The organism is Mesorhizobium sp. WSM4820, assembly GCF_055811075.1.
The window spans coordinates 144,933-170,405 of sequence record NZ_JBVVQN010000010.1 but is presented as its reverse complement, the minus strand read 5'-3'; the positions used below and the strand labels follow the sequence as shown (position 1 = coordinate 170,405).

Below are 25,473 nucleotides of genomic sequence, written 5' to 3'. Positions count from 1 at the left end.
GATATACTGTTCGGCGCATAGTAGACTTTGCCATGGGCACGCTCCATGACCCAGCGTCTCAATCGCTTGCTGCAGCGTCCGTTCTGGCGCGATCGCCTGGGCGGCCACCGGAAGAGATCGTTGCCGACGCCGCACCTTCGGCCGCGCCGGACAAGGATGTGCTTTCGGATGTGCTGCGCGTGGTAAAGCTCACCGGCGCGCTTTTCTTCTGGGTCGATGCCTCTTCGCCCTGGAGCGTGGAAGTGCCGCGGGCGGGTTCATTTGCGCATCTTATCCTGCCGCGCGCCCAACATGTGATTTCCTACCACATCATCACCCAAGGATCGGGCTCGGTCAGCATCGGTGACGATCCGCCGATGGAGTTTGCCGAAGGCGACATACTTGTGATCCCGCATGAGGATTCGTACGCGATGTGCAGTGCGCCCGGAGTGCGATCAGGTTTGAGCCCGGAAGATTCGCTCGATTTCTTTCGCGCCATGGCGGCCGGACAACTGCCCTTCGTGATCAACGAAGGTGGCGACGGCCTCCTCCTGACCAGATATGTCTGCGGTTTCCTTGGCTGCGATGCACGGCCGTTCAATCCTCTGCTCGGGGCCCTGCCTCCGCTGATACGCATCCGGCGCGCGGCCGGCGCACCGAGCGATCTGCTCGACCGGCTGATCGAGCTAACGCTGGCAGAGGTGTCCGTTCAACGGCCAGGCGCTGAATGCATCCGCCTGCGCCTCAGCGAGCTGATGTTCGTTGAGGTCGTTCGCCGCCATCTTGAGGCACTGCCGCCGGAGCAGACCGGCTGGCTGGCCGGCTTGCGCGACCCCGCCGTCGGCCGGGCTGTTGCGCTTGTCCACGAGAATCCGGCGCGTGGCTGGACAATTGAAGAACTCGCACGCGAAACCGGCGTCTCGCGGTCCGTCCTCGCGGCCCGCTTCACGCGTCTCGTCGGCTGCCCACCGATGCAGTATCTCACGCGATGGCGCGTGCAACTGGCCGCACGACTGCTCACTGATGGGCTGGCCAAAGTCTCGGCGGTCGGGCGTGATGTCGGCTACGAGTCCGAAGCGGCCTTCAGCCGGAGCTTCAAGAAGCTCGCGGGCGTCTCGCCGGCTGGCTGGCGCGACGGCCGGCGCGGATAGCGGGCGGCCGGAGGCCGACCCTCCCCCTACCCCTCCATCGTGCTGATCTCGGCATCGATCAGGCACCAGGGCGCATAACGAAAATCGCGGATCTGGACGACCCGCTCCTCCCGCCATTCGACAAGCATGAAGCCGCGCACCGCGCCGTCCGGCTCCTGCGGGTTGCGGATCAGGATCGCCGGCCGGCCGTCGACAAAACCCAGCGACAGCGCCCAGTCGCTGATGCGCTCGTAATTGCCGAAATAGGTCGACACTTCAGCCTTGCCGCGCATGCGGAGCCGGCTGACCAATTCGAGCTGGACATCCTCGGCGATCAGCGCCCTGACCGCGTCGAAGTCGCGCGCGTTGAACAGATCGACATAGCGGCGCAGCCGCCGCTCGTCATCGGCGTCGAGCCTGGGCGCGACGACGTGCTCAGGCTGCGACGCCAGCAGGCGCAACTGCGCCCGCCCGCGATGCAGCGCCGCCTTGGTGGCGGCCAGCGTCGCGCCGGTCACCTCGCAGGTCTCATGCAGCGAAAGGCCGAGCACGTCGACCAGGATCACGGCGCTGCGCTGCGCCACCGAGAGCTGCATGAAGCTGCGCAGGCCGGCCGCCGCAGCGAGCCTTGCGTCGGCGCTGCCGGAAGGATCCTCGATCGTGGTCATGTCGGTCTCGGTCATGCGCGACCTTTCCCGATGGCGCCGGCGCAGATAGTCCTGCGCGGCATTATGGGCGATGCGAAACAGCCATTGCTCGGGCCGCTCGACGGCCATGCTGCCGTCGACCGCCTGCAGCGCCTTGACCAGCGTCTCCTGGACGATGTCTTCGCCGTCGATCACCGAGCCGGCCATGCGGGCGCAGTAGCGGTGCAGTTTTGGGCGGAACCCGGAGAGCATCGACTCCAGCGCCGGCCGATCGAATTTCGGTTGGATCATGGCGTCCATTCTATCCGGCCTTGCTCTCCTCAAGCACACGGTAGTTGCCGATGATTTTGGCAGGCGACCGCTTGACCGGCGTCGAGCGCCGTTCCGCATGGTTTTGCGTGAACGCCTCGAAGGCCGCAAGCCCGGTCAGCGCGGATGTGTCATTTCCCTCGCCGACGACATGGACGAACTCGCCGTCGTCGAGTTCGAGCACGAGATAGCGCACGCTCTGCGGCGCCGTTTCATCCAGCGTCTCGAACACTTTTGCCACCAGCGCGCGGTTCTCTTCCAGCCCGGTGTCTTTCACGCTGTAGCGAATGAGTTTGTAGCCCATGGTTCGTCTCCTGAATGGTTGGTCTGAGCAGAAGACGTTTCGCGTTCCCGAAAAGATTCTCGCACGCTATAAATTTTTTCGGCCGCCCGGATCGACTTCCACCGGCGGACGGCTAGGCAGCAGCCATCGAGGAGCAGGAGCGACGACCATGCACATCCAGTTTGCCGAACTGCCGGTATTCGACCAGGACCGCGCCAAGGCGTTCTACACCAGGCATTTCGCCTGCAAGGTGACGGCCGACGAGAAGATGGGCGATAGCGGCTGGCGCTGGATCGAGCTGAAATTTCCCGACGCCGTGACGAACCTGCATTTCGTGAGGCGCGCCGACGACACGCCAGGCGCGGAGCCGGTGCTGGTGCTGGTCGACAACGATGTCGAGGCGACGATCGCGGCGTTGAAGGCGGGCGGCGTCGAGATCATCACCGAACCGCAGGAGGCGCCCTGGCAGCCAGGCCGCACGGTGGCGGAATTTCGCGACAGCGAGGGCAACCGCATGGTGATCGGCAGCCAATGAGCGGGTGCAGCCGGAGAGCGGGCACTTAAGCAGCCCCGGCTTTGTGCGCCAAAGCATGCCTCGGCTGGTAAAGGCCAAGCGAGCCGCCACTGGGAAGCGAGACATGCGTGAGCAGGCCCCAGCCTTCATCGGTGACCGAAGTGCATTCAACATCGTGCGATTTCAGCTCTTGGACCGTAGCATTGATGTCTTCGCACATGAGATAGACTTCGTGGCTGTCGACTTCGGCGGCCGGGTGAACGGCAATCTCGGCCGGCGGCAATGCGAAGATCAACCAGCCTTCGCCAGCATCGACTGCTGGAAAACGTAGGACATTGCGAAAAAATGCGCGGTCTGCCTCGGCATCCGTGCTGTAGATGATCATGTGTGCGCCGGAAATCATGGCTCCTTATCTCCCTGAAAGTGATGCGAACAAACAAGCTATTGCCGTTGCAAACGACGTTTCCGCCGTCGACACAGCCGCTCGATATCGGCAAGCTTCAGTTGGATATAGATCGGCCGGCCGTGATTGCAGGTGCCGGAACCCGGCGTTGCTTCAAAGACCGACGCCTGCCAGACCTCACGCTATCAGCGGAAGAAGCTGGAGATGCTGTTGGCGCAGCTGCCGCCATTACCCGGCCATCGGCTTTGGGTCGACCTGGCGCGTGTTTTGGCTCTGGTCGGCGACCGGGGCGGCTGGGGCATCGATCCGGCTCAGAATGTGATCCGAGATGCCGCGCGCGATCTCCCGCTCGCCCATGATGATCAGGTCGGCGCCGAACTTCTTCAGGTAATCCACTTCGGCATCGGAATGCGCACGGGCGATGATCTCGAGCTTTGGATTGATGGCATGGGCTTGCTCGATGAGATTGCCGCTCTCGAACGGATTGGGAATGGCGCTGATCAACCACCGGGCTGAGGCAACGTTGGCCGCCTCAAGCAGGCCCGGCTGGGCGGCATTTCCCGCAATGACATCAACGCCGCGGGCGCGCAGCTGTTCTACTATCACTTGCCGTTCCTCGATCACCAGGTACGGCTGCCTTGCCTTTTGCAACGTCTCCGCGACCAGGCTTCCGACCCGTCCATGGCCGACAAGCACCGCGTGGTCTGTCAGGCTGGTAGCCGCGAGTTCTGGCGGTTCGGCTTTGCCTTCTTGCGTGGCAATGGTTCGCTCTCGTGCTTTCAGCCACGGCGTCAGCCGATCCAACACCGCAAACAGCAGCGGGTTGACGAGAATCGAAAGGATGGCTCCGGCAAGCACCAGGTCACGTCCAGCCTCTGGAAGAAGCGCGAGGTCGACACCTAGTCCCGCCAGGATGAAGGAGAACTCGCCGATTTGCGCCAGGCTTAGGCCGAGTGTCAGGGCCACGTAGGACGGATAGCCGAACATCAATGCGATGGCCGATGCGGCCGTGGCATTGCCGATGACGATGATCAAAAATGTCACGCCGACGAGCAGCGGCTGCTCGACCAGGATCATCGGGTTGAACAGCATGCCGACGGAGACGAAGAAAAGCACGGCGAATGCGTCGCGCAGCGGCAGTGTTTCCTGAGCGGCCCTTTGGCTCAACTGGGATTCGGCAAGGATCATTCCTGCGAAAAACGCCCCAAGAGCAAACGAGACGCCGAACAGCTCGGCTGCCCCGAAAGCGACACCAAGGGCGATCGCCAGCACGGCCAAACGGAAAAGCTCTCGCGAGCCAGTGTGAGCAACGTAGTGAAGGATCGGCGGAATGACACGTCGGCCGACGACAACCATGATCGCGAAGAAAGCCGCCAATTTGCCCAGCGTCAGCCCGAGCGCGCTCCAGATGGTCTGCGGCTCAAACAATTTGAACAGGTCATTGCCGTTAAGGTTTGCCCCGTTGAAATTGCCACCGAGCACGCCTGCGAAGGCCGGCAACAGCACGAGCGCGAGGATCATGGCGAGGTCCTCTACGACCAGCCAGCCGACTGCGATGCGTCCGCCATCGGTTTCGAGCTGCCGCATTTCCTGCAGCGCCCGTAGGACCACGACTGTGCTTGCAACCGACAGGGCCAACCCAAACACCACTCCGGCTCCGATCGGCCAGCCGATCGCCTGCGTCACGAGGAGCCCGAGCATGGTCACCAGAGCCATTTGACCGACAGCGCCGGGAAGCGCGATCTTTCTTACCGACAGCAGATCGTTCAGCGAAAAATGCAGCCCTATGCCAAACATCAGCAGGATCACGCCGATCTCGGCGAGTTGGCGCGCCAGCGCCTGGTCGGCAACGAAGCCGGGCGTGAACGGGCCAATCAAGACACCAGCCACGAGGTAGCCGACCAGCGGCGACAGGCGAAGTCGGTTCGCCAACGTGCCGAGGATGAAGGCGAGTCCGAGGCCGGCGACAAGGGTTGCGATAAGTGGCGCCTGAGGCATCTTCCCAATCCGGTTTCCGGCCACGTTTGGCGCTCGGGTCAAGCGTTGCACGAGCCAGAGATAATGGACCCGGGGATAATGGACTAAGACGCGGCGGTCTCAACATTTTTCACGCAGCGAACGGAAGCGAGCCGGTCGGAGCGACCGTTAGTGGCCGTCGTGCTCGCCGTGGCCATGTCCATGGCGGTGATCGGCATCCGCGTTCGCCAATCTTATATTCGCCGCCGCAAGCGCCGGCATGTGCTCGAACAACTCGTGTTCCAGCGCTGCGGTGATCTTCTGCGCTTCGCTGACCGGCAGGCTTTCTTCGACGGCGATGGCAATGTCGGCGTGCAGCCTGTGACCGATCCACCGCGCCTTGGCATCGACAATGCGCGCCTGCGGCACATGCGCGGCGGCATGGTCGATGTCGCCGATGACTTCAGGATCTATACCATCGAGTATGCGGGTCAGCACCGAGCGCGCCGACTGCCAGACGATGCCGAAGATGGCAAGCGTGATGAGCAGGCCGACAATCGGGTCAGCCAGCGCAAAACCGAGCCAGACGCCGAACGCTCCGAGGACCACGGCAAGGCTGGTCAGGCCGTCGGTGCGGGCGTGGTAGCCGTCGGCAATCAGTGCGGCGCTGTTGATTTCGCGGCCGACGCGGATGCGGAACACCGCGACGGCCTCATTGCCGAGAAAGCCGACAATGCCCGCCGCCGCCAGCCAGCCCAGATGCGTCACCACGCGTGGATTGATCAAACGGTCGATGGCCTGGTAACCGGCGACGATGGCGCTGAACAGGATGATCCCGACGATGATCATCCCGGCCAGGTCCTCGGCCCGGCCCAGGCCGTAGGTGAAGGTCGGCGACGGCTTGCGCCGGGCCAGCAGGAAGGCGATCCACAGCGGAATGGCGGTGGTGGCGTCACCGATGTTGTGGACCGTGTCGGCCAGCAGCGCCACGCTGCCCGACAGCGCGACCACGACCATCTGCATCGCCGCGGTGATTGCCAGGATGACGAACGACCATTTTATCGCCCATATGCCGCGGTCGGTCGTGGCAATGGTCGCATCGATGACCCCGTGGCTATGCGACCCGCTCACATGATCGTGATGGCCATGACCATGCGCGGCGTGATCGCGCGGCCCGAACCCGAACCAGTCGAGGATGCGCGCGCCGAGCACAGGCATTTCACAAATATTTCGCCAGTTGCTTGAGTTCCGCCAGCGAGTTGCCGCCGGCTTCCGCGGTGTCCGTCAGGCAATGCTCGATATGATCGTGGATCAGTTCGCGCTTTGCACTGCTGATGGCGCTCTCCACGGCGTGGAGCTGCTGCGCCAGGTCAACGCAAGGACGATGCGCCTCGAACATCGACAGCACCGCCGCAAGGTGGCCCTGCGCGCGCTTCAGACGCTTCACGATAGCCGGATGCGAACGATGGATGCCTTGGGACATGCCCGTTCTGTATCCCCCCCGGGAGGATCCAGTCAAATCTTCTTTCGAGCTCACCTTGCCGGCGAGTCCGTCACAAATCGAAGAAAGACGGCCAGCCACCTCCTGCGGGTAACCCGCCGGCGGCGGCGGCCCGTATTATTTCGTGACCATGTTGCGCCGGAACCTTCCCCTCGCACCAGCGTTCGGGGCGCTGTATTCGCGATGCCTTGTTTTTGGGCAAGCATGATAGGCGACGGGCGAATACCGGTGGGGAGGCAAAAAGCATGGGTCGGGGAGGAGCATGTTGTCATGTCGAACCGTGAAATTGGAACGTCCCACACATTGGGGCTGCGCATCGCTGATCTCAAAGCCAGGATGCGGAGCGCCCGGATTACCGAGCACGAGATCAAGATTTTCCAGAAGGTAGCCGCTGTCATGGGAGCAGGTGAAGGCTCCCTGCGGATCGATGCCGACGACCTGATTGCCGCATCTTTCGTTGTCGAGGACGAGCCCAGGGCAAACTGAAGATCGTGGCACCCCCGGCGATCAGCGTCGGGGCGCGTGCGAGGCTCGAAATGTTGGCGCTCTACGGCGCCCCCCTCTGTCCTGCCAACTTTGCCATGATGTCCGGAGGCGACCTGTCGCAACGGAGGGCCGCAGCTCACACGTCCGGATACTCCTATCGAGAAATCCAGATATCCACCCCGGCGGCTTTCTGTTAGCAAATATTCACCTCAGGTGGCGGGAAAGACCTGACTTGCCGGAACGATCACGCAAAACCATGGCGCCACGGCCGAACACCGGCCGGCCCAACCCAGGCGTCAGTTCCCCCAGCGTCAGCCTTTGTCGTGCCCTGTCAAAACTTGGGCTGTGCTCGCGCAAGCAGGCGGAAATTCTGGTCGCCGAAGGGCGCGTCCGGGTCGACGGCAAAATCGTGCGCAACGGCGCGCTGCGCGTCGATCCCGGCCGCGACCGCATCGAGGTCGACGGCAGCCGCGTCGTCGCCTCGCGCAAGGTCTATCTGATGATCAACAAGCCGCGCGGCCTGGTCACCACCCGCGACGACCCGCAGGACCGCGGCACCGTCTACGACTGCCTGGCAGAACTCGACCTGCCCTTCGTGTCGCCGGTCGGCCGCCTCGACAAGGCCAGCGAAGGCCTGCTCTTGATGACCAACGACACCCGCTTCGCCCAGCGCCTGCTCGACCCCGCTTCGCACGTCGCCAAGATCTATCATGTGCAGATCGGCGCCCTGCCCGACGCGGCCCTGCTGGCGCGGTTGCGCGCCGGCGCCACGGTCGATGGCGAAGATTTGACGGCGCGGTCGATCGACATCCTGCGCAGCGGCGCCAGCACCGCCTGGCTGGAAGTCACCCTCGACGAGGGCCGCAACCGCCACATCCGCCGGCTGCTCGGCGCGCACGATGTCGACGTGCTTCGTCTGGTGCGGGTGGCGATCGGCCGCTTGCGGCTCGGCGACCTCGCCAAGGGCAAGGCCCGCCACCTCACGGCCGAAGAACTGGCGCTGTTTCAAGGCTGAGCGAAGGCGCCGAAGCGCTCCCTTCTCCCCTTGTGGGAGAAGGTGGATTGGCGCGCAGCGCCAAGACGGTTGAGGGGTGCTGGAAGGATCGCCGTCGTTGCCAAGCTGGAACACCCCTCATCCGACCTCGCTTCGCGAGGCCACCTTCTCCCACAAGGGGAGAAGGGAAAGGGACGCGCGCCCCGCTACTCGGCCGGGACCGGGCTGAGGCCGGGATCGCCCAGCGCGTGCGGCCTGGATTCCTTGCGTGCCGACGCCCGGGCGAGCACGCTTTGCCGGTTGACCGATTTGCGCTCGGCATCGATGCGCTGGATCAGGATTTCCGCGCGCTCGATCGACCCGAGCAGCGCCAGGATCGTGCCGCGTTCGGCGGCGCCGGCATTGGGTCCGAGCGCCAGCGTGCGGGCACGCAGTTCCTCGACCTCCGGCAGATTGACATGGCCGGCCGGCACCTTCGGGTCGGAGATGCCGTAAGTCGGCAAGATCTGCCGCAGCGAGGCATCGAGCTTGCTCAGCGCAACGTCGACGATGGCCTGCGCCGGACTGCTGAATTTTTCGCGCTGCACGCGGCGCGCCACCTGATGCATCGATTCTGTCAGGGCAGCGGTGAAGTCGGCTTCCTCGATGAGGCTGGCGATCAGGTCGAGCTGGTCGTAGGGCAAATCCTCCTTCATCAGTTCGGCGGTGTAGGCGCGGATGTCGCGGCTGAGGATATCGGTTGCGAGATAGTGCTCGCCGGGATCCGACGGCGCCTTCTTCGACGAACGGGCGATGTCGAGGAACATGGCGCCGGCTTGCAGATGACGGGCCGTCTCCTGCTGGACGGCGGGAACGGCCTTGGCAAAATCGCCGGCCAGCTTGCGGTCGAGGAATCGCGGCGTCGAGAAATCTTCCGTGTCCTCGGCATCCGTGTGACCGACACGCGACAGAACCCGCTCGAACGCCCCGATGAACGGAAACAGCAACAGCGTGTTGAAGACGTTGAAGAATGTCGAGTAAAGACCGACCGCGACCGGCACCAGGGGAAAGGTCTCCTTGCCGTCGACGATCACCGGAATGGCGGGATCGCCGCCGAAGAACTGCATCGCCCATTCCAGGACCTGCATGGAGACGAAGAACAGCGGGATGGTGATGCACACGCCGATGATGTTGAACGAGATGTGCGCGTAAGCGGTGCGCTTGGCGTTTTTCGAAAGATTGAGCGAAGCCATCCACGAGGTGATCGTGGTGCCGAGATCGGCGCCGAGCGAGAAGGCGACGGCTGTCGTCCAGTCGAGAATGCCGGCGGCGCCAAGGCCCATGACGATGCCGATCGTCGCCGAGGACGAATGGATCATGGCGGTCACGCCGGCGGCGATGAACACGCATTTGAGCAGGTTGAGGTAGGAGTCGGCCGTCAGCGTTTGCAGCAGGGCCATGACTTCGGGCAGGTTGCGCAACGGGCGCAGGCCGCCGGTCATCAGGTTGAGGCCATAGAAGATCAGCGCGAAGCCCATGCCGGCAAGCGCTATGTTCTTGACCTTCTCGCTTTTGGCAAAGCAGTAGATCAGCGAGAACACGCCGGCCAGGATCAGCCCGAGCGGACCGAGCGGCAGGGCGATGAGCCCGTTGCCGAGCGTGGTGCCGATATTGGCGCCCATGATCACGCTGATCGCCGGTCGAAGGGCAATGACGCCGGCATTGACCAGGCCGACGACCATGACGCTCATCGCCGTCGACGACTGGATGACACCGGTGATCAGCGTTCCCGCCAGCACGCCCTTGATCGGCGTTCCGGCGGCCTTGGCGAGAAAGGCGCGCATCCGGTTGACCGACAGCGCCTGGATGCCGTTGGCCATGAAGTCGAGGCCGAGCATGAAGATGCCCAACCCGCCGATCACCGGCACGAGGATGTCCTTGAAGATATCGATGTCCATGTCACGCAGTCCCCAACAAGCCGCCATCACGGCGCGATATGAATTTCAGTTCAGGTGCTGCGCCAAGCAGCAGCCTGGTTCTTCCGCTCAGTTTGCGACGGGCCCCTGCCCTGCCCAGTATTGCTCGATCCGGGCGACGAGCGCCTTCGGCAGCGGCACGTAGCCGAGCGCGGCGGCGTCATCCGCGCCGTGCGCGAAGGCGAGCCGGAAAAGGTCGTGCACGCGGCGATAGCGATGTTCCGAACGGCCCGAGACCTGAACGCCCGCGAATACCGCCGTGCTGATCGGATAGGCGGCATCGCCGTTACGATCGGTCAGCGAAGCGAAGAAGTCGGTCGTTTGCGCCCAGTCGATGGATGTCGCGGCAGCCTGCACGCCCTCCGGCTCCGGCTTGACGAACTTGCCGGATCTGTTCTCGATCAGCGCGAAGGCAAGGCTGGCGCGCTGGGCCTGGCCGGATTCGGCATAGGCGATCGCGCCCTTCGTGTCGTGCACGGCTTGAATGAGGTTCTGTGTGCCTTCCGCGTCAGTGCCGAGCGGCCACGAGATCAGTGTATTGGCGCCGTATTTGGCCTTCCACTCCCCGCTGACCGCCGACAGGTACTCGGTGAAGACAAAGGTCGAGCCGGAGCCATCCTTGCGGTGAACAACGCTGATCCTGAGATCGGGCAGCGTCAGATCCGGATTCACCGCCTTGATCGCGGGATCGGACCATGACTGGATCTTGCCCAGATAGATGTCGGCCAGCACCGGCCCCGTCAGGCGAAGGCTTCCCGGGCCGATGCCGTCGAGATTGACGACGACGGCGATGGCGCCCATCACGATCGGAAACTGCTGGCGGCCGGCCTTCTTGAGTTCGGCGGCATTGATCGGCGCATCCGTCGCGGCAAAGTCGATGTCCGGCTGATCGAGACGCAGGACGCCGGCGAGCGAGCCGACGATTTCATAGTCGACCTTCCAGTCGGGCGAGACATAGTCCCCGCCGTCGGCGCGGGCGCTCTCGTAGGCCGTTGCCCATTTGCCGATGATCGGGGCGGCCAGCGTCGATCCGGCGCCGCGGATCGGCTCGGCCTGCGCAGCGGCCCCGATCATCAGGCCAACAGCAAGCGTGATGGCGCCGCTGATCTTCGCCGATTTGCGCCGTAGTGACGCAAAGCTTGCTGGAAACATCATGGCGATCCCCGACGCGCGAACAAATAGCTAGTTTTCAGTCTTGGCAGATATCAACAGTCATCCGCCCGGCGAACGAACGCCGGCAGAGAAACAACACCGCTCACCGTATGAACCTTGGTTAACGATTGGATGACAAAGATCTTTGTGGGCGAGATTTTTATTTTTCCGCGATTGCCGCGGTTGCCTGAAGAATTGTTCGGCAGCCAATCGCTTCAGCTTTGCGCTGCCCCTCACCTGCCTGCCGGCACCCTCTCCCCGTATAGTGACGGGGAGAGGGGCGCTCTCATCGATGGTTTCGCCAATTTTAGATGTTATAGAATGCACGCCAAGGTTGCGACTGCCCCCTTCTCCCCGTCACACGGGAGAAGTGCCCGGCAGGGCGATGAGGGGCGGCGCCGACTTCGACAACTGATCCCCTTGGCACGAAGTTGCTGGCCGCCTCCACGCAGGGACAGCCCTATTTCGCGTCGTGAAAGATAATGCCGACGGTATGGCGCAGACCGGAGCGAAGCCGGCTGACGCCGTGCCTGAGATTGACGCGGTAGCTGCCTTTGCTGCCCTGCACCGGACGATTGTGGACCGCGAAGGCGACTGCATCGCCCTGGCGCAGCGGCACCACCTCGGCGCGGCTCTGCATGCGCGGGCGCTGTTCGGTCAGCACGAACTCGCCGCCGGTGAAATCCTTATCCGGTTCCGATAGCAGGATTGCCACCTGCAGCGGGAAGGCAAGATCGCCGTAGAGATCCTGATGCAGGCAGTTGAAGTCGCCAGGGCCATACTGGAGCAGGAGCGGCGTCGGCCGCGTCTGGCCCTGCTCGTGGCATTGCTTGAGGAACGCGGCGTGTTCGTCCGGGTAGCGCTGGGCGATGCCCATGCGCTCGTTCCAGTCGTTGGCGACGGCGGCAAGGCGCGGATAGAGTGCGGTGCGCAAGCCGCCGATCAGCTCTGGCAAGGGATAGCGGAAGTAGCGGTACTCGCCCTTGCCGAAGCCGTGCCGCGCCATGTGGACATGGCTGCGGAAATGGCTTTCGTCGGGATAGAGCCCGGCGATCTCACGGCATTCTTGCTGTGTCAGCAGCTTTTCCATCACCGCGCAGCCATAGCCGCTCATCTCCTCGGCCAGTGCCTGCCAGTCATATCCGGCGACGCGCGCTTCCGCCGATCGGACCGCTGCTTCTGGAACCGTGTGTATGGTCATGGCTCTGCCTCCTCTGGCTTCATCGGCTTCTGCAATCAGATGGGTGAATCGGCGCGTGCAAACCACCCGTTTCCTGCCAAGCGGTGTTGCACAGAGCGAAGCGTCACCCGCGCCCCCCGCCCAGGCCTGTTTGACGAGCGATTTCAATGCCTGCAGCGAGGCACCGGTTCGGGTTCCTCAGGCGCCGGCTTTGGCAGTTTTGCCGCCGGACGTGGCGAGGTAGAGGACGGCGCCGAGCATGATCGTCGCGCCGAGCACGCCTGCCGACGACGTCCGCTCGCCCATGAAAAGCGCGGCACCCAACGCGCCGAACCCACTTTCGGCGCTAAGCATCACCGCCGCGTGACTGGCCGAGGTGAAGCGCTGGGCGACGGTCTGGATGCTGAAGCCGACGGCGGTCGAGAACACGCCAAGCACAAGCAATTGCGGCCAGGCGTCGATCACGGTGGCAGGCGACAGATTGCCGTGCAACAGGCCGAACGGCAGGGTGACCACCGCCGCGCCAAGGCATTGCGTCGCCATGGCGGTGAACGGACGTCCGTAGGTTTGCGCATGGCGGCCGAGTTCGACCGTCCACAGCGCAAAGCAGACCGCCGACAGCATGATCGCCGCATCGCCGCGGTTGAAGCTCGCGATGCCGCCGGACAGGAGCAGCGCGCCGACCACCGACAGGCTGGCGGCGAGCCCAACGGTCGTCGTCAATCGCTCGCCGATCAGCAGCCGCGCCGCAATCGGCGTCATCACCGTCGACGTGCTGACCAGAAAGCTGGCATTGGTCACTGACGTGCCGAGATAGCCGATCTGCTGAAAAACGACCGCGACCGCAAACAACGCGCTTACCCTTGCCAGGCTGGCGCGATAGAGGCCGCCTGCCGGCTGTCGGGGTTCAGTGGCGATCAGCGGCAGGACCATAAGCCCGCCGATCAGGCAGCGCATGCCGACCGCGCTCAACGGGTCGAGATGGTCGAGAATAGTCTTTTGCGGGATATTGCCGAAGCCCCACAGAGCTGCGGCAAACAGAAGAACAAGGTTGGCATGGAGCTTCGACATCGGCCTCCCCTCGCTTGGATGTCGAGGGAAGGCTGGCAGATACCCGCTTACGGATCGCCTACGCGCTGGCATCGAGCTGTGGTGGCGAGGAACCCAGGCTGGAATGAGGCCGCGATCCTTCACGCCCCCCTCTGGCCTGCCCTCTTTGCCCCCACTTGGCATCTCCCCCACGAGGGGGGAGATCGGCAGTTTCGCCGTTGCGCGTCTCTTCCCGGCCGAACAGGGCTAACGGAAAAATCAGACATTCATGGCAATGTTAAACCCGCCTGCCCGAATGAAGGTCAGGCGACGGCTGGGTGCTGGCCCATCGACAAGAAAAGGATTGCGCATGTCATCCTTGCTCAACACAGGACGTTCATCGCTTAAGCGCAGTCTGATCATGCTGGCAGTCCTGGCGTTTTGCATCCTGCCGGCCGGGGCGTTGGAGCCCGTTGATCTCCCGGAATCGCCAGACACTGTGGCCTTCAATGTTCAGAACAACCGCAAGTCGGTCCCAGTCACGTTGCGACAGCTGGAAAAGCTCGGTCTCTACCGGGTCACCACCGCAAGTCCATTTGAAAAGGGGCAGCTTACATTTGAAGGCGTCCTGTTCCGCGATGTGCTCAAGCTCGTTGGATTGGAAGGCGAGGATTCCGTTGTTCTGCGGGCGGTGGACGAATATGTGCAGATAATTCCGCGCCAAGATTGGACGGAAGGTCCTCTCCTGCTTGCCACCCGCCAGAACGGAAAATTGCTGACCCGACGCACGCAAGGTCCGACCCGGCTGGTCTATCCGCTCAACGACCACCCGGCCTTCGATACGCCAATCCACAAACCACGGTGGGTCTGGCTGATCAAGACGCTCGAGCCTGGCGGCTGATCGAGTTCCGGCGTGGCTCGAATGGCACGCTTTGGATCGAGGGGCTGGCGCGTTCCCATCACCTACGGGACCGCCATTGCGGCTGCAGCAGCCAGCTCTGCCGTCCTGATCACCGTACTGTTTCTCAGCCTCAGCAAGATCGAATATTCGCTGCCGCGGTTCGGCTTTTTCGCCATCCGCGAGTTCCACATTGCGATACGCGATGTAACCCACCTCAAAGACATGACATCGCTCGCCCAGGCAGCCCCCGGCTCAGCAGACAGCCTTGAGCAGTTATCGGCGGCGAACGACCTGGTCTACATCCGTTTCAAGCGGATCGACGGCACCGGGACAGCGAGCGAGATTCCCGCCTACGCAAGTATCGTTCCGCGTGTCGTTGACGCGGTGACACGGCTTGATGCCATGATTGCGGCCGGGCCGCCTCTCGATGAAAATATATTGAAGGAAATGGGGCTGGAACTCGAGCATCTCGTAGCGAGGATGAACGACGAATATTACAAATATGGAGATGAGATCAACGTAGATCTCTATTCGGCGGAAAAAAGCCTGAAGAGATTCAACTACCAGATTGCATTCGCTCTGGCGGTCTTGTCGCTGCTGGCGATCGGAACTGCCGTATTGCTCATCGGCCGTCGGGAAACGATAAGGAAACTGGAGTTTCTGGCCTGGCGCGACGCGACGACGGAATTGAAGAACCGTGCCTGGATGTCAGCCAACAGGGACGTGATGCTGGACCGGGCAAGGCTGGCCGGCAAGCAACTCCGCCTTTTCCTGATAGACTTGGATCATTTCAAGGGCGTGAACGATACGTTCGGTCATCACATCGGTGATCTGCTGCTGAAAGCCGTCGCCGAAATCCTGCAATCGGTCGAACGGCCCGACGAAGTTGTCGCCATCCGTCTGGGCGGCGACGAGTTCGCCGTCATGGCGATCGGGGACCGGCACGCGGCAGCCGATGCGCTCGGCGATCGGCTTCGCGAGCAATTGAACCGGTTTGCCGAACTCGCGGGCCACCACGTGCGGATGGGAGCCAGTGTCGGCATGGCGTGTTTCCCCGAACATGGTTCGGATATTTCCACCCTGTTGCGCAACGCAGACAGCGCTCTTTATGTCGCCAAAGCGGAAGGACGTTCTGGCTTCGTGACGTTCTCGCCTGCAATCCTCAATCAGTTCGATATGCAGCTCGGCGAAGAAGCTGGGATCAAGCGTGCGCTTAACTGCGACGAGTTCTTTCTGGTTTGGCAACCGCAGTTCGAGCTGGCAACCGGCCGCATGATCGGCGCCGAGGCGCTCGTGCGCTGGCGCGACCCCGCTTCGGGAGCGATTCGTCTGCCGATGTCATTCATTCCAATTGCCGAACGAAGCGACCTGATACTGGAAGTCGACAAGGTCGTGCTGAGCAAGGCTTGCCTGCAGGCAGCCCGATGGGCGCCACTATCTGCCGATGATTTCGTTTGCTCGGTCAATCTTTCGGGCAAAAGCCTTCAGAACGATGCGTACTTCGCCCACCTTGTTCTGGTGTTGCAACAAACAGGACTGCCGCCCTCGCGCCTGCAACTGGAAATAACGGAGGGGGTGCTTATCCAGAACAGCCGAAACGCCTTGAACATGCTGACGGAAATTCGAAATATCGGCGTCGGTCTGGCACTCGACGATTTTGGATCCGGCTATTCAAGTTTCGGCTACCTTGCCGATTTCAACCTGGATCGGTTGAAGATCGACCGATCGTTCTTGAGCGGTCTGGAAGCGTCGAAGAAGAAACAGAACGTCGTTCGAGGCATTATAGCACTGGCCAATTCCCTCGGCTTGACCGTTCTGGCAGAGGGGGTGGAAAACGAAGCGCAGCTCGATTTCCTGATCGCCGAGCGTTGTCACAGCGCTCAGGGGTTTTTCCTGTCACAGCCGATCGAAGAAAATCGGCTGACGAACCATCTGGCTGCGAGGCGAGGCAGGATGAAAGATACGGACAAGTTCAGGCTGGGCCTTTCTGCGTAGAGCATTTGCACAGAGGATGTGGTCCTGAGCCTGAAAGCGTTGCTGCCGGCCGGCCTCCAGATGCGAAATCCTATGCGAACAAGCCGACTGCTCGATCGTAAAAATGGTCGAGAGCGCAGCGCCTGGCGGCAATCCGGGCGGCTTCAACCAATTCCTCGCGACCCGAGGCGCCGTCCTTGTAGGTTGCGATGACCACGCGCGCGATCATTTCGGCGTCCTCGTTGTCGAGCTCCGCTTCGCCGGACCGCAAAATTTCCCGAACCACACCCCTCAAGAGATCCAGTTCAATGGTTGAAAAGACGCCCATATAGGGCGCGGATTTGCACTCCACGGCCATCTGAATTCCTCCCACTGTCACGATATCAAACACGCGACAGATTACAACTAAAGTATTAGGCGAGCGCGCGGTTTGGGAGGTGCCCGTAGGCGTTGAAACGGAATGGGATTAGTCTGCGCGGTCTCGGGCTTAAGGGACGCGGGCAAAAGAATGGATTTCAGTTCAGGCCAAGGCTATTTCCTCATCGGCGGCCTCATCCTGGTCGGTGCCGGGCTGCTGATCCTTTCACTGATCGTCAATTCTCGTGTGGCGCACAGCGTGCGCCACGACATGCGCCATCGCGAAAAGCTGCTGGAATATTATCGCAACATCTTTTCCCAGCTCGGCGTCATCCTGATCGGAATTGGCGTTTCTCTGTTCATCTTCTTTTTTCAGCAGAATTATCAGGACCAGCGCAAACGCGAAACGGAGCTCCAGCTGGTTCTTGCCAAACTGGCCGCGCGCATTGCGCGCGGGGCTGCCGTCGTCGAATATTTGGGCGAATTCGATGCGCTGCTGGATGATGGCGGACCCTATACCAGTCCGGAACTCGGCGGGACCAACGCCGCGATCAGCGCGCATGGGGCGGAACTCGGCAAGCAGGTCGCCGAGATCCTTTTGGTTGAGCGCGATGTTGAGGTTCAAGGGTTCGAGATCCTGAACCTGTCGCGCGACTTCGAGGCATCGTTCGTCGTCAACGAGCTCGATCCCGCACTGTGGTTCAACATCGTCCGGGATGAGAGCGAGATCAAATATGCCACCACTCAGCTCGCCCTCGACTACAAGGACCTGCAGGATGCGATCGGCGGAGACTCGATCGCGGTTGCGATCGCAAATCCTGAAAAACAGGCAAAAATCAAGCAGGAGGTGCTCGACATCTTTTATGATGCCGACCTCTTGCGCCAGCGCAGCCGAAGACTTCTCGGCCGTGCGTGCTGGCTTTTCAGCAAGGGGCGCAGCTTCGTCAAGCTTGGACCGGTCGACGAGATCGAAGCCGATGCCAGGTCGCACCAGGAATGGATCGATCGGTCGAAACGCTTCCTGACGCAGTTGAAGTCGGGAAGCGGCGATTGTTTCAAATTGCTCCAGTTCAACCCGGCGCCCTGAACGCGGACGCGCCTGGCCCAATCGCTGCTCATGCAGAACCGGATGACCATTCCGATCCAAGGCTCTATAACGGGCCGACAGAATTGCGATGATCAAGGGGAGACGATGCGCTACATACGTCCGCTTTCAATGGAAGATGCCGTTGGCCAGTTGGCCGGTTCGCCCGGCACCGCCGCCATTCTCGCCGGAGGCAGCGACCTCCTGGTGAGGATGAAAGGCGGCTTTATCGAGCCCGACCTGATCGTCGACATCAAGGCAATCGACGGACTGGGCGAGATCAGGGAAACCGCGGAAGGCTTCAGCATCGGTGCCGCGGTGTCCTGCGCCCTGATGGGAGAGAGCGCGGCCTTGAACAGGGAATGGCCGGGCGTCGTCGAAGCGGCCAAGCTGATTGGCTCGAAACAGGTGCAGGGTCGCTGCACGATCGTCGGCAATCTTTGCAACGCCTCGCCGGCCGCCGACAGTGTGCCGGCGCTGGTGGCAGCCGGCGCCAGGGCATTGATTGTCGGGCCAGGAGGCAGGCGCACGGTCGCGGTGGAGGCAGTCCCGACCGGGCCTGGCAAGACGTCGCTCGCCAAGGGAGAAATCATCGAGGCGATCCTGCTCGACAGGCGCGCGCCGCGCTCCGGCGATGCCTATCTGCGTTTCATTCCACGCACGGAGATGGACATCGCCGTGGTCAGCGCCGGGGTGAACCTGACGCTCGACGAGCAAGGTGTCGTCAAATCGGCCCGCGTGGCGCTGGGTGCCGTGGCGCCGACGGTGCTGCTGGTGGAAGAGGCGGCCGAGGCCCTCATCGGCAGGAAGCTGGACGAAGCAGCACTTGAGCGGCTCGCCAAGGTCTGCTCCGGCGCCTGCCGCCCCATCGACGACAAGCGGGGCACCGTCGAGTTCAGAAGAAAAGTTGCGGGTGTGCTGGCCAGGCGGGCCGCCACGACCGCCTATGCGCGTGCAGGAGGCAAGTGATGGCCGCAATTGCAGTCTCAACGACGATCAACGGCGACAATGTCGAGTACCTTTGCCAGCCGGACGAGACGCTGCTCGACGTGCTGCGCGACCGCCTCGGGCTGACCGGCGCCAAGGAAGGCTGCGGCACCGGCGACTGCGGCGCCTGCAGCATCATCCTCGACGACCGGCTGGTATGCTCGTGCCTGGTGCTTGGCGCGGAGACCGAGGGCCGGCGCGTCGAAACCATCGAGGGCATGGCGCACGGCGACAGGCTGCATCCGCTGCAGCAGAAGTTCCTCGAACACGCAGCGCTGCAATGCGGCGTCTGCACGCCGGGCTTCCTGATCGCGGCGAAAGACCTGCTGGCCAAGAACCCCGACCCGACCGAGGAGGAAATCCGCTTCGGCCTCGCCGGGAACCTCTGCCGCTGCACCGGCTATGACAAGATCGTGCGCGCCGTCCAGGACGCCGCAAGCGTGATGAAGGGAGCCTGACGATGAACTTCGATCCGCGCTATTCCGGACGCAATTTCGCCTCCGTCGGCACGCGTCCCATCCGCCCCGACGGCGTCGACAAGGTAACGGGCCGCGCGCGCTATGGCGCGGATTTCAACATGGCCGGCCAGTTGGTCGGGCGTGTCCTGAGAAGCCCACACGCGCACGCCACGATCAGGAAGATCGACACCTCGAAGGCGGAGAAGCTCAACGGCGTGAAGGCGGTGATCACCGCGGCCGACCTGCCCGACCTCACCGACGGCGATGCCGCCATGTACGACATTCTTGACAACTGCATGGCGCGCAAGAAGGCGCTCTATGACGGCCATGCGGTGGCCGCGGTCGCCGCGGTCGACGCCCGCACGGCAAGGCAGGCGCTGAAGCTGATCGAGGTCGACTATGAAGTGCTGCCGCATGTGACCGATGTCGACGAGGCGATGAAGCACTCGGCGCCCGTGCTCGACGACACCATCTTCACCGAGGGCCTTGAGCAACAGCCCGTCAAGCCGTCCAACGTCACCAAACGCAGCCAGTACGGCCATGGCGACATCCATGAGGGATTTGGCCAGGCCGATTACGTCGTCGAACGCTCCTTCAAGACCGAGCAGACGCACCAGGGCTATATCGAGCCGCATGCCTGCGTGGCGAGCGTCAGTTCCGACGGCACCGCCGACCTCTGGGTCTGCACGCAAGGCCATTTCGTTTACCGCCAGCACTGCGCTCAGCTGCTTGGCATGGAAGCCTCCAAGCTGCGCGTCACCTCGTCGGAGATCGGCGGCGGTTTCGGCGGCAAGACCCACGTCTGGGCCGAGCCGGTGGCGCTGGCGCTGTCGCGCAAGGCCGGCCGGCCGGTCAAGCTGGTGATGACGCGCGACGAGGTGTTCCGCGCCTCCGGGCCGACCAGTGCCACCTCGATCGACGTCAGGATCGGCGCCCGCAAGGACGGCACGATCACCGCGGCCGAGGCGACGCTGCGCTATTCCTGCGGCCCCTATGCCGGCATGTGGGCCGAGCTCGGCGCCATGACCGCGTTCGCCTGCTACAATCTCGCTAACGTCAGGACGGTCGGCTACGAAGTGCTGGTCAACCGGCCAAAGACGGCGGCCTATCGCGCGCCATCGGCGCCGATGGCGGCGTTTGCAGTGGAAAGTGCCGTCGACGAGCTGGCCAAGGAGATCGGCATGGATCCGGTCGAGTTCCGGATCAGGAACGCCGCCCAGGAAGGCACCCGATCGTCCTACGGCCCGGTTTACGGCCCGATCGGCATCGGCCCGACGCTGGAGGCGGCGAAGAACCATCCGCACATGCAGGCGCCGCTGGGCAAGAACCAGGGCCGCGGCATGGCTTGCGGCTTCTGGTTCAACTTCGGCGGCCAGACCTGCACCGACCTCAACATCGGCATGGACGGCTCGGTCTCGCTTGCCGTCGGCACGGTCGATGTGGGTGGTTCCCGCGCGTCGCTGTCGCTGGTGGCGGCGGAGGAACTCGGCATCGCCTATGAGCAGGTCAAGGCGGTGGTCGCCGACACCTCCAGCCTCGGCTACAACGACATGACGGATGGCAGCCGCGGTACCTTCTCCTCCTCGATGGCGACGATCTCGGCCGCCCGCAACGCCATCAAGATCCTGCGGGAACGCGCCGCGCAGATGTGGGATGTTCCCGTCGACGACGTGGTCTGGGAAAACGGCCACGCCATCGCCAAAGGCGAGAAGTACGGCAACCTTGCGGCGCTGTCTCTGAAGGAGATCGCGGCCGGGTCAGGAAAGACCGGCGGGCCGATCGCCGGCCACAGCGAGCTCGTCGCCGACGGCGCCGGCGTCTCCTTCGCCACCCATATCTGCGATATCGAGGTCGATCCGGAGACCGGCGCCACGAGGGTGCTGCGCTACACGGTCGTGCAGGATGCCGGCAAGGCGGTGCACCCGACCTATGTCGAGGGGCAGTACCAGGGGGGTGCCGCGCAAGGCATCGGCTGGGCGCTCAACGAAGAGTACGTCTACGGCAAGGACGGGCGGCTGCAGAACCCCGGCTTCCTCGACTACCGTATCCCGGTCTGCTCCGACCTGCCGATGATCGACACGCAGATCCTCGAGATCCCCAATCCCAACCACCCTTACGGGGTGCGGGGCGTCGGCGAGACCTCGATCGTGCCGCCGCTGGCGGCGATCGCCAATGCGGTGTCGAACGCCGCAGGCGTGCGGATGACGCATATCCCGATGTCGCCGCCGCGGATTCTCGCGGCGATCGAGGCGGAACGGGGAGGCCGATGGTCGAAGTAACGCTCTGGGGGTCGCTCGGCGCAATCGCCGGAGGCAAGAGCAAGCTCGAGATCGAGGCGAAGGATATTCGGGAGCTGTTCAGGAAGCTGGCTGAGCAGTATCCCGGCTTCGAGCCCTACATCGACCGCGGCATCGCAGTCGCCATAGACGGGGTTATCTATCGCGACACCTGGTCGAAGGAATTGCCGCAGGGCGCTGAGATATTCCTGCTGCCGCGTCTTGCCGGAGGGTGAGTGGCGCCACCTCACGGCCAAGCCCCAGCTGTAACGGCTCAGAACAAAAAGCGCTCTGTAGTGATCCTTCGCGCCCCCCTCTGTCCTGCCGGACATCTCCCCCACTTGGGGGGAGATCAGATGTCGCGTCCGGCTTCGCCAATCTTCAACGGTGAAAGAAGAGTGGGGCGCGCGAGCTGCCAATCTCCCCCCTTGTGGAGGAGATGTCCGGCAGGACAGAGGGGGGCGCCTCGCTCCGCCATCAAAGGTTCTGCATCGTCGTGACGCTCTGGTGTCACGGAATGGCCCCGGGTCTGCACCGCGTCGCTTCGCTCCTTACTCCGCCCAAGGATGACGAAGGCGCAGGGGAACCCTAGTCTCCGACGCGCTGCAGCGTGCCGAGATTGTTATCGTCGAGAAACTCTACGGTCATGGCCGACGCTTTGCCGTTGGGGCCGATGTCAAAGCCTACGCCCACGGGCCTGTCCGGTGTCTCCGCGTCCGGGAAGGTCAGGAAGAGGTCGCCGTCGAAATGCTTCAACGAATAGGACCGGGCGCCGGCTGGCCCGACCTTGAGCGCAAGAGCGTCCCCCGCAGTCGACACGACCGCATCGCCGATGAAATCGTTGGAGTAACGGCCCGCATAGGCGCTGGCCGGCCGGGCCGGACTTGCCGGAGACGGTGGCGCGGCATAGGTGGCCTTGGCCGCCGCGATTGCCGGGCCGAACAGGCTCGCATAGGCATCGTCCCATGCCTTGACCCAGTCCTTCTCGACCCTTCCGTCAAAGGCGAGATCGGCGAAGCTGTCGGATAGACCTTCCGGCACGCCGGTCGAAAAGGCATTGGCGACGATGACGATGCCAAGCTTCTCCTCCGGGAAGAGCGTCACCAGGGTGCGGGCGCCGACGCTGAAGGCGCCGGCATGGCCCCAGCTCAGGCCGTGACGGCCGAATTCGACATTCCAGCCGAGGCCGTAGAAGGACGTGCCGCCGGAGACGGGGTTCTTGCCGCGTTCCATCAGCGGAACATGCGTCTGGTCCAGCGCATCGGCCTTAATGAGCGTCTCGCCGGCATAGACCCCATTGCCGAGCACGAGGCGCACCCATTGCGAGAGATCGCGCGCCGTGGAGCTGACACCGCCCGCGGGCGCCTGCGCATCCGGATCGCGCTTTACCTTCGCGGCCCAGACGCCGTCGATCTTGACGTGGAGCGCAGCGCGATTGGCATGCTTGATGAAGTCCGCATGACGGGAGCTGGTCGAAACCATTTTAAGCGGCCGGTAGAGTTTCTCCTCGGCGACCTCTTCCCAGGACTTGCCTGTCGGCTTCGCGGCCGCGACGGCACCCTCGGTCAGTCCGAAATTGCTGTAGGAGTAGCCGGCGCGAAAGCTCGACGATGGCGACACGAACCGCAGACGACGCAGGATCTCCGCGCGATCGTAGCCAATGTCCTCAAGATCGTCTCCGGCGGTGCCGGGAAGCCCGCTGCGGTGCGAAAACAGGTCGCGGACCGTGAGTTCGCTGGTCGGATAGGGCTCGGCGAGCCGGAAGGCCGGATCGAGATCGACTATTTTCGCATCCCAGGAAACGATGCCCTCGCTGACCAGCGCCGCCACGATCGTTGCCGAGACCGGCTTGGAGAGGGAGGCGATCTGGAACACCGTGTCGGCGTCGACGGTCTCCGGCTTGCCGGCCTCGCGACGCCCGAACCCTCTGAGAAAGACCACCTTGTCGTCATGAACGACGCCGATGGCGAGACCAGGCACCCCACCATCCGCGACGACGCCTTCGGCGAGCGCCTCGAGCTTCGACAGGGCTGCCGCGATCCGGTCTGGCGTAATGGTGTCGGCCGGCGCCGCCTGCGGCGAAAGCACCATGACGGCGATGAAGGCCAACGTCCCCCAACGGCGGAAATTCCGACCCAACCCCACGCTCGAGCTCCTCCCCTGCAAGCACTGTCATACTACAGGCCGACGCAGGGAAGGCCAGCCCTCGCCTGCGCGATACAGCAAAGTCCGCTGCGCGACGCCAAGCGGCCATCCCCGGCAGCCAACCGGTCAAAAATATCGAACGGACCATCGCTCGGCGGCGACGACCGTCATGAAGAACCCGAACGACAACAGCGATGAGAGCACGATAGCGGCGTCGAGCCGGTCGGACCAATAGTTGAAGGTCGCGTCGACGATCGTCGCCAAGACCTTGTCGGACGCGATCCATTCGCCAACCGCGGTCGCATCGCGGCGGTAAGCCGCCGGAGGCGGCGCCTAGTGGTGAAAGCCTGACGCTTGCTACCCGACGCGTAGGGCAGCTCAGGGCGGAAACTTGCCGTATGCGCACTGTCGGAACGACGTGATTGCGGCAAGGAGCGGACGTCGCCCCGCCTATGCGGCTTGCTCACTCTAGCGTCGGGGCGGTCCGCAGACCGTTGAATCGAAATCGCTACGAAGCCCACGGGCAGACCTTAGCCTCCTGCGCTGAGCATTTCGATGATTGTTAAATCCAAAGAATCACCACAGGACGGTGGCCGTCGAGCGAGTTTTCAGCAGCCCATTTCCGCAGCCTATTAATGTGCAACTTGGGAAGCTGCCGACATCAATTCCCCGGGATTCAGCGCTCTGAAGGTGTTGAGGCCATCCTCCATAACTTCAGTGAAGTTCCAGCGTACGATGCCCGCCCGGTCGATTAGGAACTGACCGACAAGCTGCGCCTGGCTGGAAGCCATCGCCTGCTGATCGACTTCCGTAATCTCATATCCTTCCTTCTTGTTAAGAAATTCATTCATTGCCATGACGTCCATAGGCTCGGGCAACTCGCCCGGGAGATGGAACGGTATCGCCATGACCGTGTCCATCCCGACCTCGCGCAAGCCGAAAGCACGGTGCGAGGCTCGCTCCGGGTCGGATGCGGCGAGAAGATCGGGTGCCGGGTGGTAACGGAAATAGAGCCGCGCCCGCTCGACCGGCGTATTGACCACAGCCAGGCATTCGACGCCTTTCTCACGCAGGGCCGGCTTGAGTTGCGCCATCGCCGCGACATGGCGCCGGCAGAACGGACAGTGCAGGCCTCGGAACAAACCGATCAACAACGGGCTACGGCCTCGAAAATCATCGAGCGCGATCTTGCCTTCGCGTGAGATCGCATTGAGCACAACATTCGGTGCCCGGTCGCCCGGCTGCAGCGGGCGGTCAACACTACTCGTGGACATGGACAACCTCCTCGCCCCGGGGTCAGTCAGGGAAAGCAGCACACCCAGCGTTTCGGAGGCGATCAAGTGCTGGGGCGAAAGCTTCCTGTGCCAAGGCAATAGCTTTCGACCTCTGCCATATTGCCGAGGTCGAGATTACGCGCGTTGCAAGCCCATCCTAACACGAAAAAGCATCCGCGGGTGCCGCCAAATGTGGTGAATTACCTTACGTGAGCGCACTCCCGAATGCTCTTGCGCTGAAGGTCAGGTTCCCGACCTCGATTTGGAGGTTCAAGTCTGCAACGCCCAAGGTCGTCAACGGGTCGGTTCTTGCCGTCCACCGGCACCAAGCGTCAGACTTTCACCATTAGGTTCTGTTGACAAAGTGCATCGGAAGACAGGCCATAGTTCCAGCACATTTTGCTAAGCAGGCTGGCATGTGACGTGAGTTCATCCATGACGCTGGCAAAGCGCTTCTCAGTTTTCGTTTTTTTGTTGCATAGGACTTTCTACGCCCGAA

At 62.9% G+C, this 25,473-nt stretch carries 25 protein-coding genes; 11 read left to right on the top strand and 14 right to left on the bottom strand.

Translation table 11 applies throughout. The annotated features are described in order from the left end of the window. Positions 1–32 precede the first annotated feature (32 nt). Positions 33–1,130, top strand: a complete 1,098-nt coding sequence (locus AC0L2R_RS17965) for an AraC family transcriptional regulator (protein WP_473510580.1) — start codon at positions 33–35, stop codon at positions 1,128–1,130. A 26-nt stretch (positions 1,131–1,156) separates the two neighbouring features. Here the strand turns inward: AC0L2R_RS17965 and AC0L2R_RS17960 are convergent, their stop codons facing one another. Both AC0L2R_RS17960 and AC0L2R_RS17955 read right to left on the bottom strand, forming a co-directional pair. Further along, positions 1,157–2,047 carry a sigma-70 family RNA polymerase sigma factor gene (locus AC0L2R_RS17960; protein ID WP_473510578.1) on the bottom strand — a complete coding sequence of 297 codons (891 nt, stop codon included), beginning with the start codon at positions 2,045–2,047 and terminating at the stop codon, positions 1,157–1,159. 10 nt (positions 2,048–2,057) lie between these two features. Then, positions 2,058–2,369 carry a hypothetical protein gene (locus AC0L2R_RS17955; protein ID WP_023799082.1) on the bottom strand — a complete coding sequence of 104 codons (312 nt, stop codon included), beginning with the start codon at positions 2,367–2,369 and terminating at the stop codon, positions 2,058–2,060. Positions 2,370–2,517: 148 nt separating this feature from the next. Here AC0L2R_RS17955 and AC0L2R_RS17950 point away from each other — a divergent pair, with 148 nt between their 5' ends. Further along, on the top strand, positions 2,518–2,883 hold the full coding sequence (locus AC0L2R_RS17950; RefSeq protein ID WP_473510576.1) for a VOC family protein: 366 nt from the start codon (positions 2,518–2,520) through the stop codon (positions 2,881–2,883). A 25-nt stretch (positions 2,884–2,908) separates the two neighbouring features. On the opposite strand, the gene AC0L2R_RS17945 is transcribed toward AC0L2R_RS17950, so the two are convergent. The 4 genes from AC0L2R_RS17945 to AC0L2R_RS17930 form a co-directional block, all read right to left on the bottom strand. Continuing rightward, complete coding sequence (locus AC0L2R_RS17945) at positions 2,909–3,247, bottom strand: VOC family protein (RefSeq protein ID WP_473510575.1); 339 nt, start codon at positions 3,245–3,247, stop codon at positions 2,909–2,911. 246 nt (positions 3,248–3,493) lie between these two features. Further along, positions 3,494–5,263, bottom strand: coding sequence for a cation:proton antiporter domain-containing protein (locus AC0L2R_RS17940; protein ID WP_473510573.1), 1,770 nt, complete (start codon positions 5,261–5,263; stop codon positions 3,494–3,496). A 147-nt stretch (positions 5,264–5,410) separates the two neighbouring features. After that, positions 5,411–6,439, bottom strand: a complete 1,029-nt coding sequence (locus AC0L2R_RS17935) for a cation diffusion facilitator family transporter (RefSeq protein ID WP_473510571.1) — start codon at positions 6,437–6,439, stop codon at positions 5,411–5,413. A 1-nt stretch (position 6,440) separates the two neighbouring features. Continuing rightward, on the bottom strand, positions 6,441–6,704 hold the full coding sequence (locus AC0L2R_RS17930) for a metal-sensing transcriptional repressor (protein ID WP_473510688.1): 264 nt from the start codon (positions 6,702–6,704) through the stop codon (positions 6,441–6,443). Between the two features lie 288 nt (positions 6,705–6,992). On the opposite strand from AC0L2R_RS17930, the gene AC0L2R_RS17925 reads away from it, so the two are divergent. After that, on the top strand, positions 6,993–7,208 hold the full coding sequence (locus tag AC0L2R_RS17925; protein ID WP_287222894.1) for a hypothetical protein: 216 nt from the start codon (positions 6,993–6,995) through the stop codon (positions 7,206–7,208). 256 nt (positions 7,209–7,464) lie between these two features. Further along, positions 7,465–8,223, top strand: a complete 759-nt coding sequence (locus AC0L2R_RS17920) for a pseudouridine synthase (RefSeq protein ID WP_473510686.1) — start codon at positions 7,465–7,467, stop codon at positions 8,221–8,223. Between the two features lie 185 nt (positions 8,224–8,408). Here AC0L2R_RS17920 and AC0L2R_RS17915 read toward each other — a convergent pair whose 3' ends face one another. From AC0L2R_RS17915 to AC0L2R_RS17900, 4 genes are all read right to left on the bottom strand, one after another. Then, positions 8,409–10,139: a Na/Pi cotransporter family protein gene (locus tag AC0L2R_RS17915; RefSeq protein ID WP_473510569.1), complete on the bottom strand. Its 1,731-nt coding sequence runs from the start codon at positions 10,137–10,139 to the stop codon at positions 8,409–8,411. Positions 10,140–10,226: 87 nt separating this feature from the next. Continuing rightward, positions 10,227–11,312, bottom strand: coding sequence for a phosphate ABC transporter substrate-binding protein PstS (gene pstS / locus AC0L2R_RS17910; RefSeq protein WP_473510567.1), 1,086 nt, complete (start codon positions 11,310–11,312; stop codon positions 10,227–10,229). A gap of 457 nt (positions 11,313–11,769) precedes the next feature. After that, complete coding sequence (locus tag AC0L2R_RS17905) at positions 11,770–12,510, bottom strand: 2OG-Fe(II) oxygenase (RefSeq protein WP_473510566.1); 741 nt, start codon at positions 12,508–12,510, stop codon at positions 11,770–11,772. Between the two features lie 177 nt (positions 12,511–12,687). Beyond that, positions 12,688–13,560, bottom strand: a complete 873-nt coding sequence (locus tag AC0L2R_RS17900; protein ID WP_473510564.1) for a DMT family transporter — start codon at positions 13,558–13,560, stop codon at positions 12,688–12,690. Positions 13,561–13,888: 328 nt separating this feature from the next. Between AC0L2R_RS17900 and AC0L2R_RS17895 the strand changes: the two genes are divergently transcribed. Together AC0L2R_RS17895 and AC0L2R_RS17890 are read left to right on the top strand one after the other, a co-directional pair. Beyond that, positions 13,889–14,419 carry a putative pterin-binding protein gene (locus tag AC0L2R_RS17895; protein ID WP_473510562.1) on the top strand — a complete coding sequence of 177 codons (531 nt, stop codon included), beginning with the start codon at positions 13,889–13,891 and terminating at the stop codon, positions 14,417–14,419. Between the two features lie 21 nt (positions 14,420–14,440). Next, positions 14,441–16,414 (top strand): putative bifunctional diguanylate cyclase/phosphodiesterase, encoded by a 1,974-nt coding sequence (locus tag AC0L2R_RS17890; RefSeq protein ID WP_473510561.1) that lies wholly within the window; start codon positions 14,441–14,443, stop codon positions 16,412–16,414. A 70-nt stretch (positions 16,415–16,484) separates the two neighbouring features. Here the strand turns inward: AC0L2R_RS17890 and AC0L2R_RS17885 are convergent, their stop codons facing one another. Next, the gene (locus AC0L2R_RS17885) at positions 16,485–16,784 is read right to left on the bottom strand and encodes a hypothetical protein (protein ID WP_139172690.1); all 300 of its coding nucleotides are present in this window, start codon (positions 16,782–16,784) and stop codon (positions 16,485–16,487) included. Between the two features lie 117 nt (positions 16,785–16,901). On the opposite strand from AC0L2R_RS17885, the gene AC0L2R_RS17880 reads away from it, so the two are divergent. The 5 genes from AC0L2R_RS17880 to AC0L2R_RS17860 all read left to right on the top strand — a co-directional run bounded on the left by AC0L2R_RS17880 (position 16,902) and on the right by AC0L2R_RS17860 (position 21,791). After that, positions 16,902–17,837 (top strand): hypothetical protein, encoded by a 936-nt coding sequence (locus AC0L2R_RS17880; RefSeq protein ID WP_473510559.1) that lies wholly within the window; start codon positions 16,902–16,904, stop codon positions 17,835–17,837. Positions 17,838–17,942: 105 nt separating this feature from the next. Then, positions 17,943–18,803, top strand: coding sequence for an FAD binding domain-containing protein (locus AC0L2R_RS17875; protein WP_128170315.1), 861 nt, complete (start codon positions 17,943–17,945; stop codon positions 18,801–18,803). Further along, entirely contained in the window at positions 18,803–19,279 is a 477-nt protein-coding gene (locus AC0L2R_RS17870; protein WP_091598743.1) for a (2Fe-2S)-binding protein, read from the top strand. The genes AC0L2R_RS17875 and AC0L2R_RS17870 overlap by 1 nt, the downstream gene beginning before the upstream one ends. Positions 19,280–19,281: 2 nt before the next feature. Beyond that, complete coding sequence (locus AC0L2R_RS17865; RefSeq protein ID WP_473510557.1) at positions 19,282–21,558, top strand: xanthine dehydrogenase family protein molybdopterin-binding subunit; 2,277 nt, start codon at positions 19,282–19,284, stop codon at positions 21,556–21,558. Next, positions 21,546–21,791 (top strand): MoaD/ThiS family protein, encoded by a 246-nt coding sequence (locus AC0L2R_RS17860; protein WP_236391206.1) that lies wholly within the window; start codon positions 21,546–21,548, stop codon positions 21,789–21,791. Before AC0L2R_RS17865 ends, AC0L2R_RS17860 begins: the two co-directional genes overlap by 13 nt. Before the next feature lie 352 nt (positions 21,792–22,143). On the opposite strand, the gene AC0L2R_RS17855 is transcribed toward AC0L2R_RS17860, so the two are convergent. From AC0L2R_RS17855 to AC0L2R_RS17845, 3 genes are all read right to left on the bottom strand, one after another. Then, positions 22,144–23,700, bottom strand: a complete 1,557-nt coding sequence (locus AC0L2R_RS17855) for a serine hydrolase (RefSeq protein ID WP_473510555.1) — start codon at positions 23,698–23,700, stop codon at positions 22,144–22,146. Positions 23,701–23,826: 126 nt separating this feature from the next. Further along, the gene (locus tag AC0L2R_RS17850; protein ID WP_473510553.1) at positions 23,827–23,964 is read right to left on the bottom strand and encodes a hypothetical protein; all 138 of its coding nucleotides are present in this window, start codon (positions 23,962–23,964) and stop codon (positions 23,827–23,829) included. A gap of 368 nt (positions 23,965–24,332) precedes the next feature. Next, positions 24,333–24,974, bottom strand: coding sequence for a peroxiredoxin-like family protein (locus AC0L2R_RS17845; RefSeq protein WP_473510685.1), 642 nt, complete (start codon positions 24,972–24,974; stop codon positions 24,333–24,335). Positions 24,975–25,473 lie beyond the last annotated feature (499 nt).

Bases quoted from the DNA above. Each gene is read 5' to 3' on its own strand.
- AC0L2R_RS17965 (WP_473510580.1), top strand. From the start codon at position 33: ATGGGCACGCTCCATGACCCAGCGTCTCAATCGCTTGCTGCAGCGTCC.
- AC0L2R_RS17960 (WP_473510578.1), bottom strand. From the start codon at position 2,047: ATGATCCAACCGAAATTCGATCGGCCGGCGCTGGAGTCGATGCTCTCC.
- AC0L2R_RS17955 (WP_023799082.1), bottom strand. From the start codon at position 2,369: ATGGGCTACAAACTCATTCGCTACAGCGTGAAAGACACCGGGCTGGAA.
- AC0L2R_RS17950 (WP_473510576.1), top strand. From the start codon at position 2,518: ATGCACATCCAGTTTGCCGAACTGCCGGTATTCGACCAGGACCGCGCC.
- AC0L2R_RS17945 (WP_473510575.1), bottom strand. From the start codon at position 3,247: ATGATCATCTACAGCACGGATGCCGAGGCAGACCGCGCATTTTTTCGC.
- AC0L2R_RS17940 (WP_473510573.1), bottom strand. From the start codon at position 5,263: ATGCCTCAGGCGCCACTTATCGCAACCCTTGTCGCCGGCCTCGGACTC.
- AC0L2R_RS17935 (WP_473510571.1), bottom strand. From the start codon at position 6,439: ATGCCTGTGCTCGGCGCGCGCATCCTCGACTGGTTCGGGTTCGGGCCG.
- AC0L2R_RS17930 (WP_473510688.1), bottom strand. From the start codon at position 6,704: ATGTCCCAAGGCATCCATCGTTCGCATCCGGCTATCGTGAAGCGTCTG.
- AC0L2R_RS17925 (WP_287222894.1), top strand. From the start codon at position 6,993: ATGTCGAACCGTGAAATTGGAACGTCCCACACATTGGGGCTGCGCATC.
- AC0L2R_RS17920 (WP_473510686.1), top strand. From the start codon at position 7,465: ATGGCGCCACGGCCGAACACCGGCCGGCCCAACCCAGGCGTCAGTTCC.
- AC0L2R_RS17915 (WP_473510569.1), bottom strand. From the start codon at position 10,139: ATGGACATCGATATCTTCAAGGACATCCTCGTGCCGGTGATCGGCGGG.
- pstS (WP_473510567.1), bottom strand. From the start codon at position 11,312: ATGATGTTTCCAGCAAGCTTTGCGTCACTACGGCGCAAATCGGCGAAG.
- AC0L2R_RS17905 (WP_473510566.1), bottom strand. From the start codon at position 12,510: ATGACCATACACACGGTTCCAGAAGCAGCGGTCCGATCGGCGGAAGCG.
- AC0L2R_RS17900 (WP_473510564.1), bottom strand. From the start codon at position 13,560: ATGTCGAAGCTCCATGCCAACCTTGTTCTTCTGTTTGCCGCAGCTCTG.
- AC0L2R_RS17895 (WP_473510562.1), top strand. From the start codon at position 13,889: ATGTCATCCTTGCTCAACACAGGACGTTCATCGCTTAAGCGCAGTCTG.
- AC0L2R_RS17890 (WP_473510561.1), top strand. From the start codon at position 14,441: ATGGCACGCTTTGGATCGAGGGGCTGGCGCGTTCCCATCACCTACGGG.
- AC0L2R_RS17880 (WP_473510559.1), top strand. From the start codon at position 16,902: ATGGATTTCAGTTCAGGCCAAGGCTATTTCCTCATCGGCGGCCTCATC.
- AC0L2R_RS17875 (WP_128170315.1), top strand. From the start codon at position 17,943: ATGCGCTACATACGTCCGCTTTCAATGGAAGATGCCGTTGGCCAGTTG.
- AC0L2R_RS17870 (WP_091598743.1), top strand. From the start codon at position 18,803: ATGGCCGCAATTGCAGTCTCAACGACGATCAACGGCGACAATGTCGAG.
- AC0L2R_RS17865 (WP_473510557.1), top strand. From the start codon at position 19,282: ATGAACTTCGATCCGCGCTATTCCGGACGCAATTTCGCCTCCGTCGGC.
- AC0L2R_RS17860 (WP_236391206.1), top strand. From the start codon at position 21,546: ATGGTCGAAGTAACGCTCTGGGGGTCGCTCGGCGCAATCGCCGGAGGC.
- AC0L2R_RS17845 (WP_473510685.1), bottom strand. From the start codon at position 24,974: ATGTCCACGAGTAGTGTTGACCGCCCGCTGCAGCCGGGCGACCGGGCA.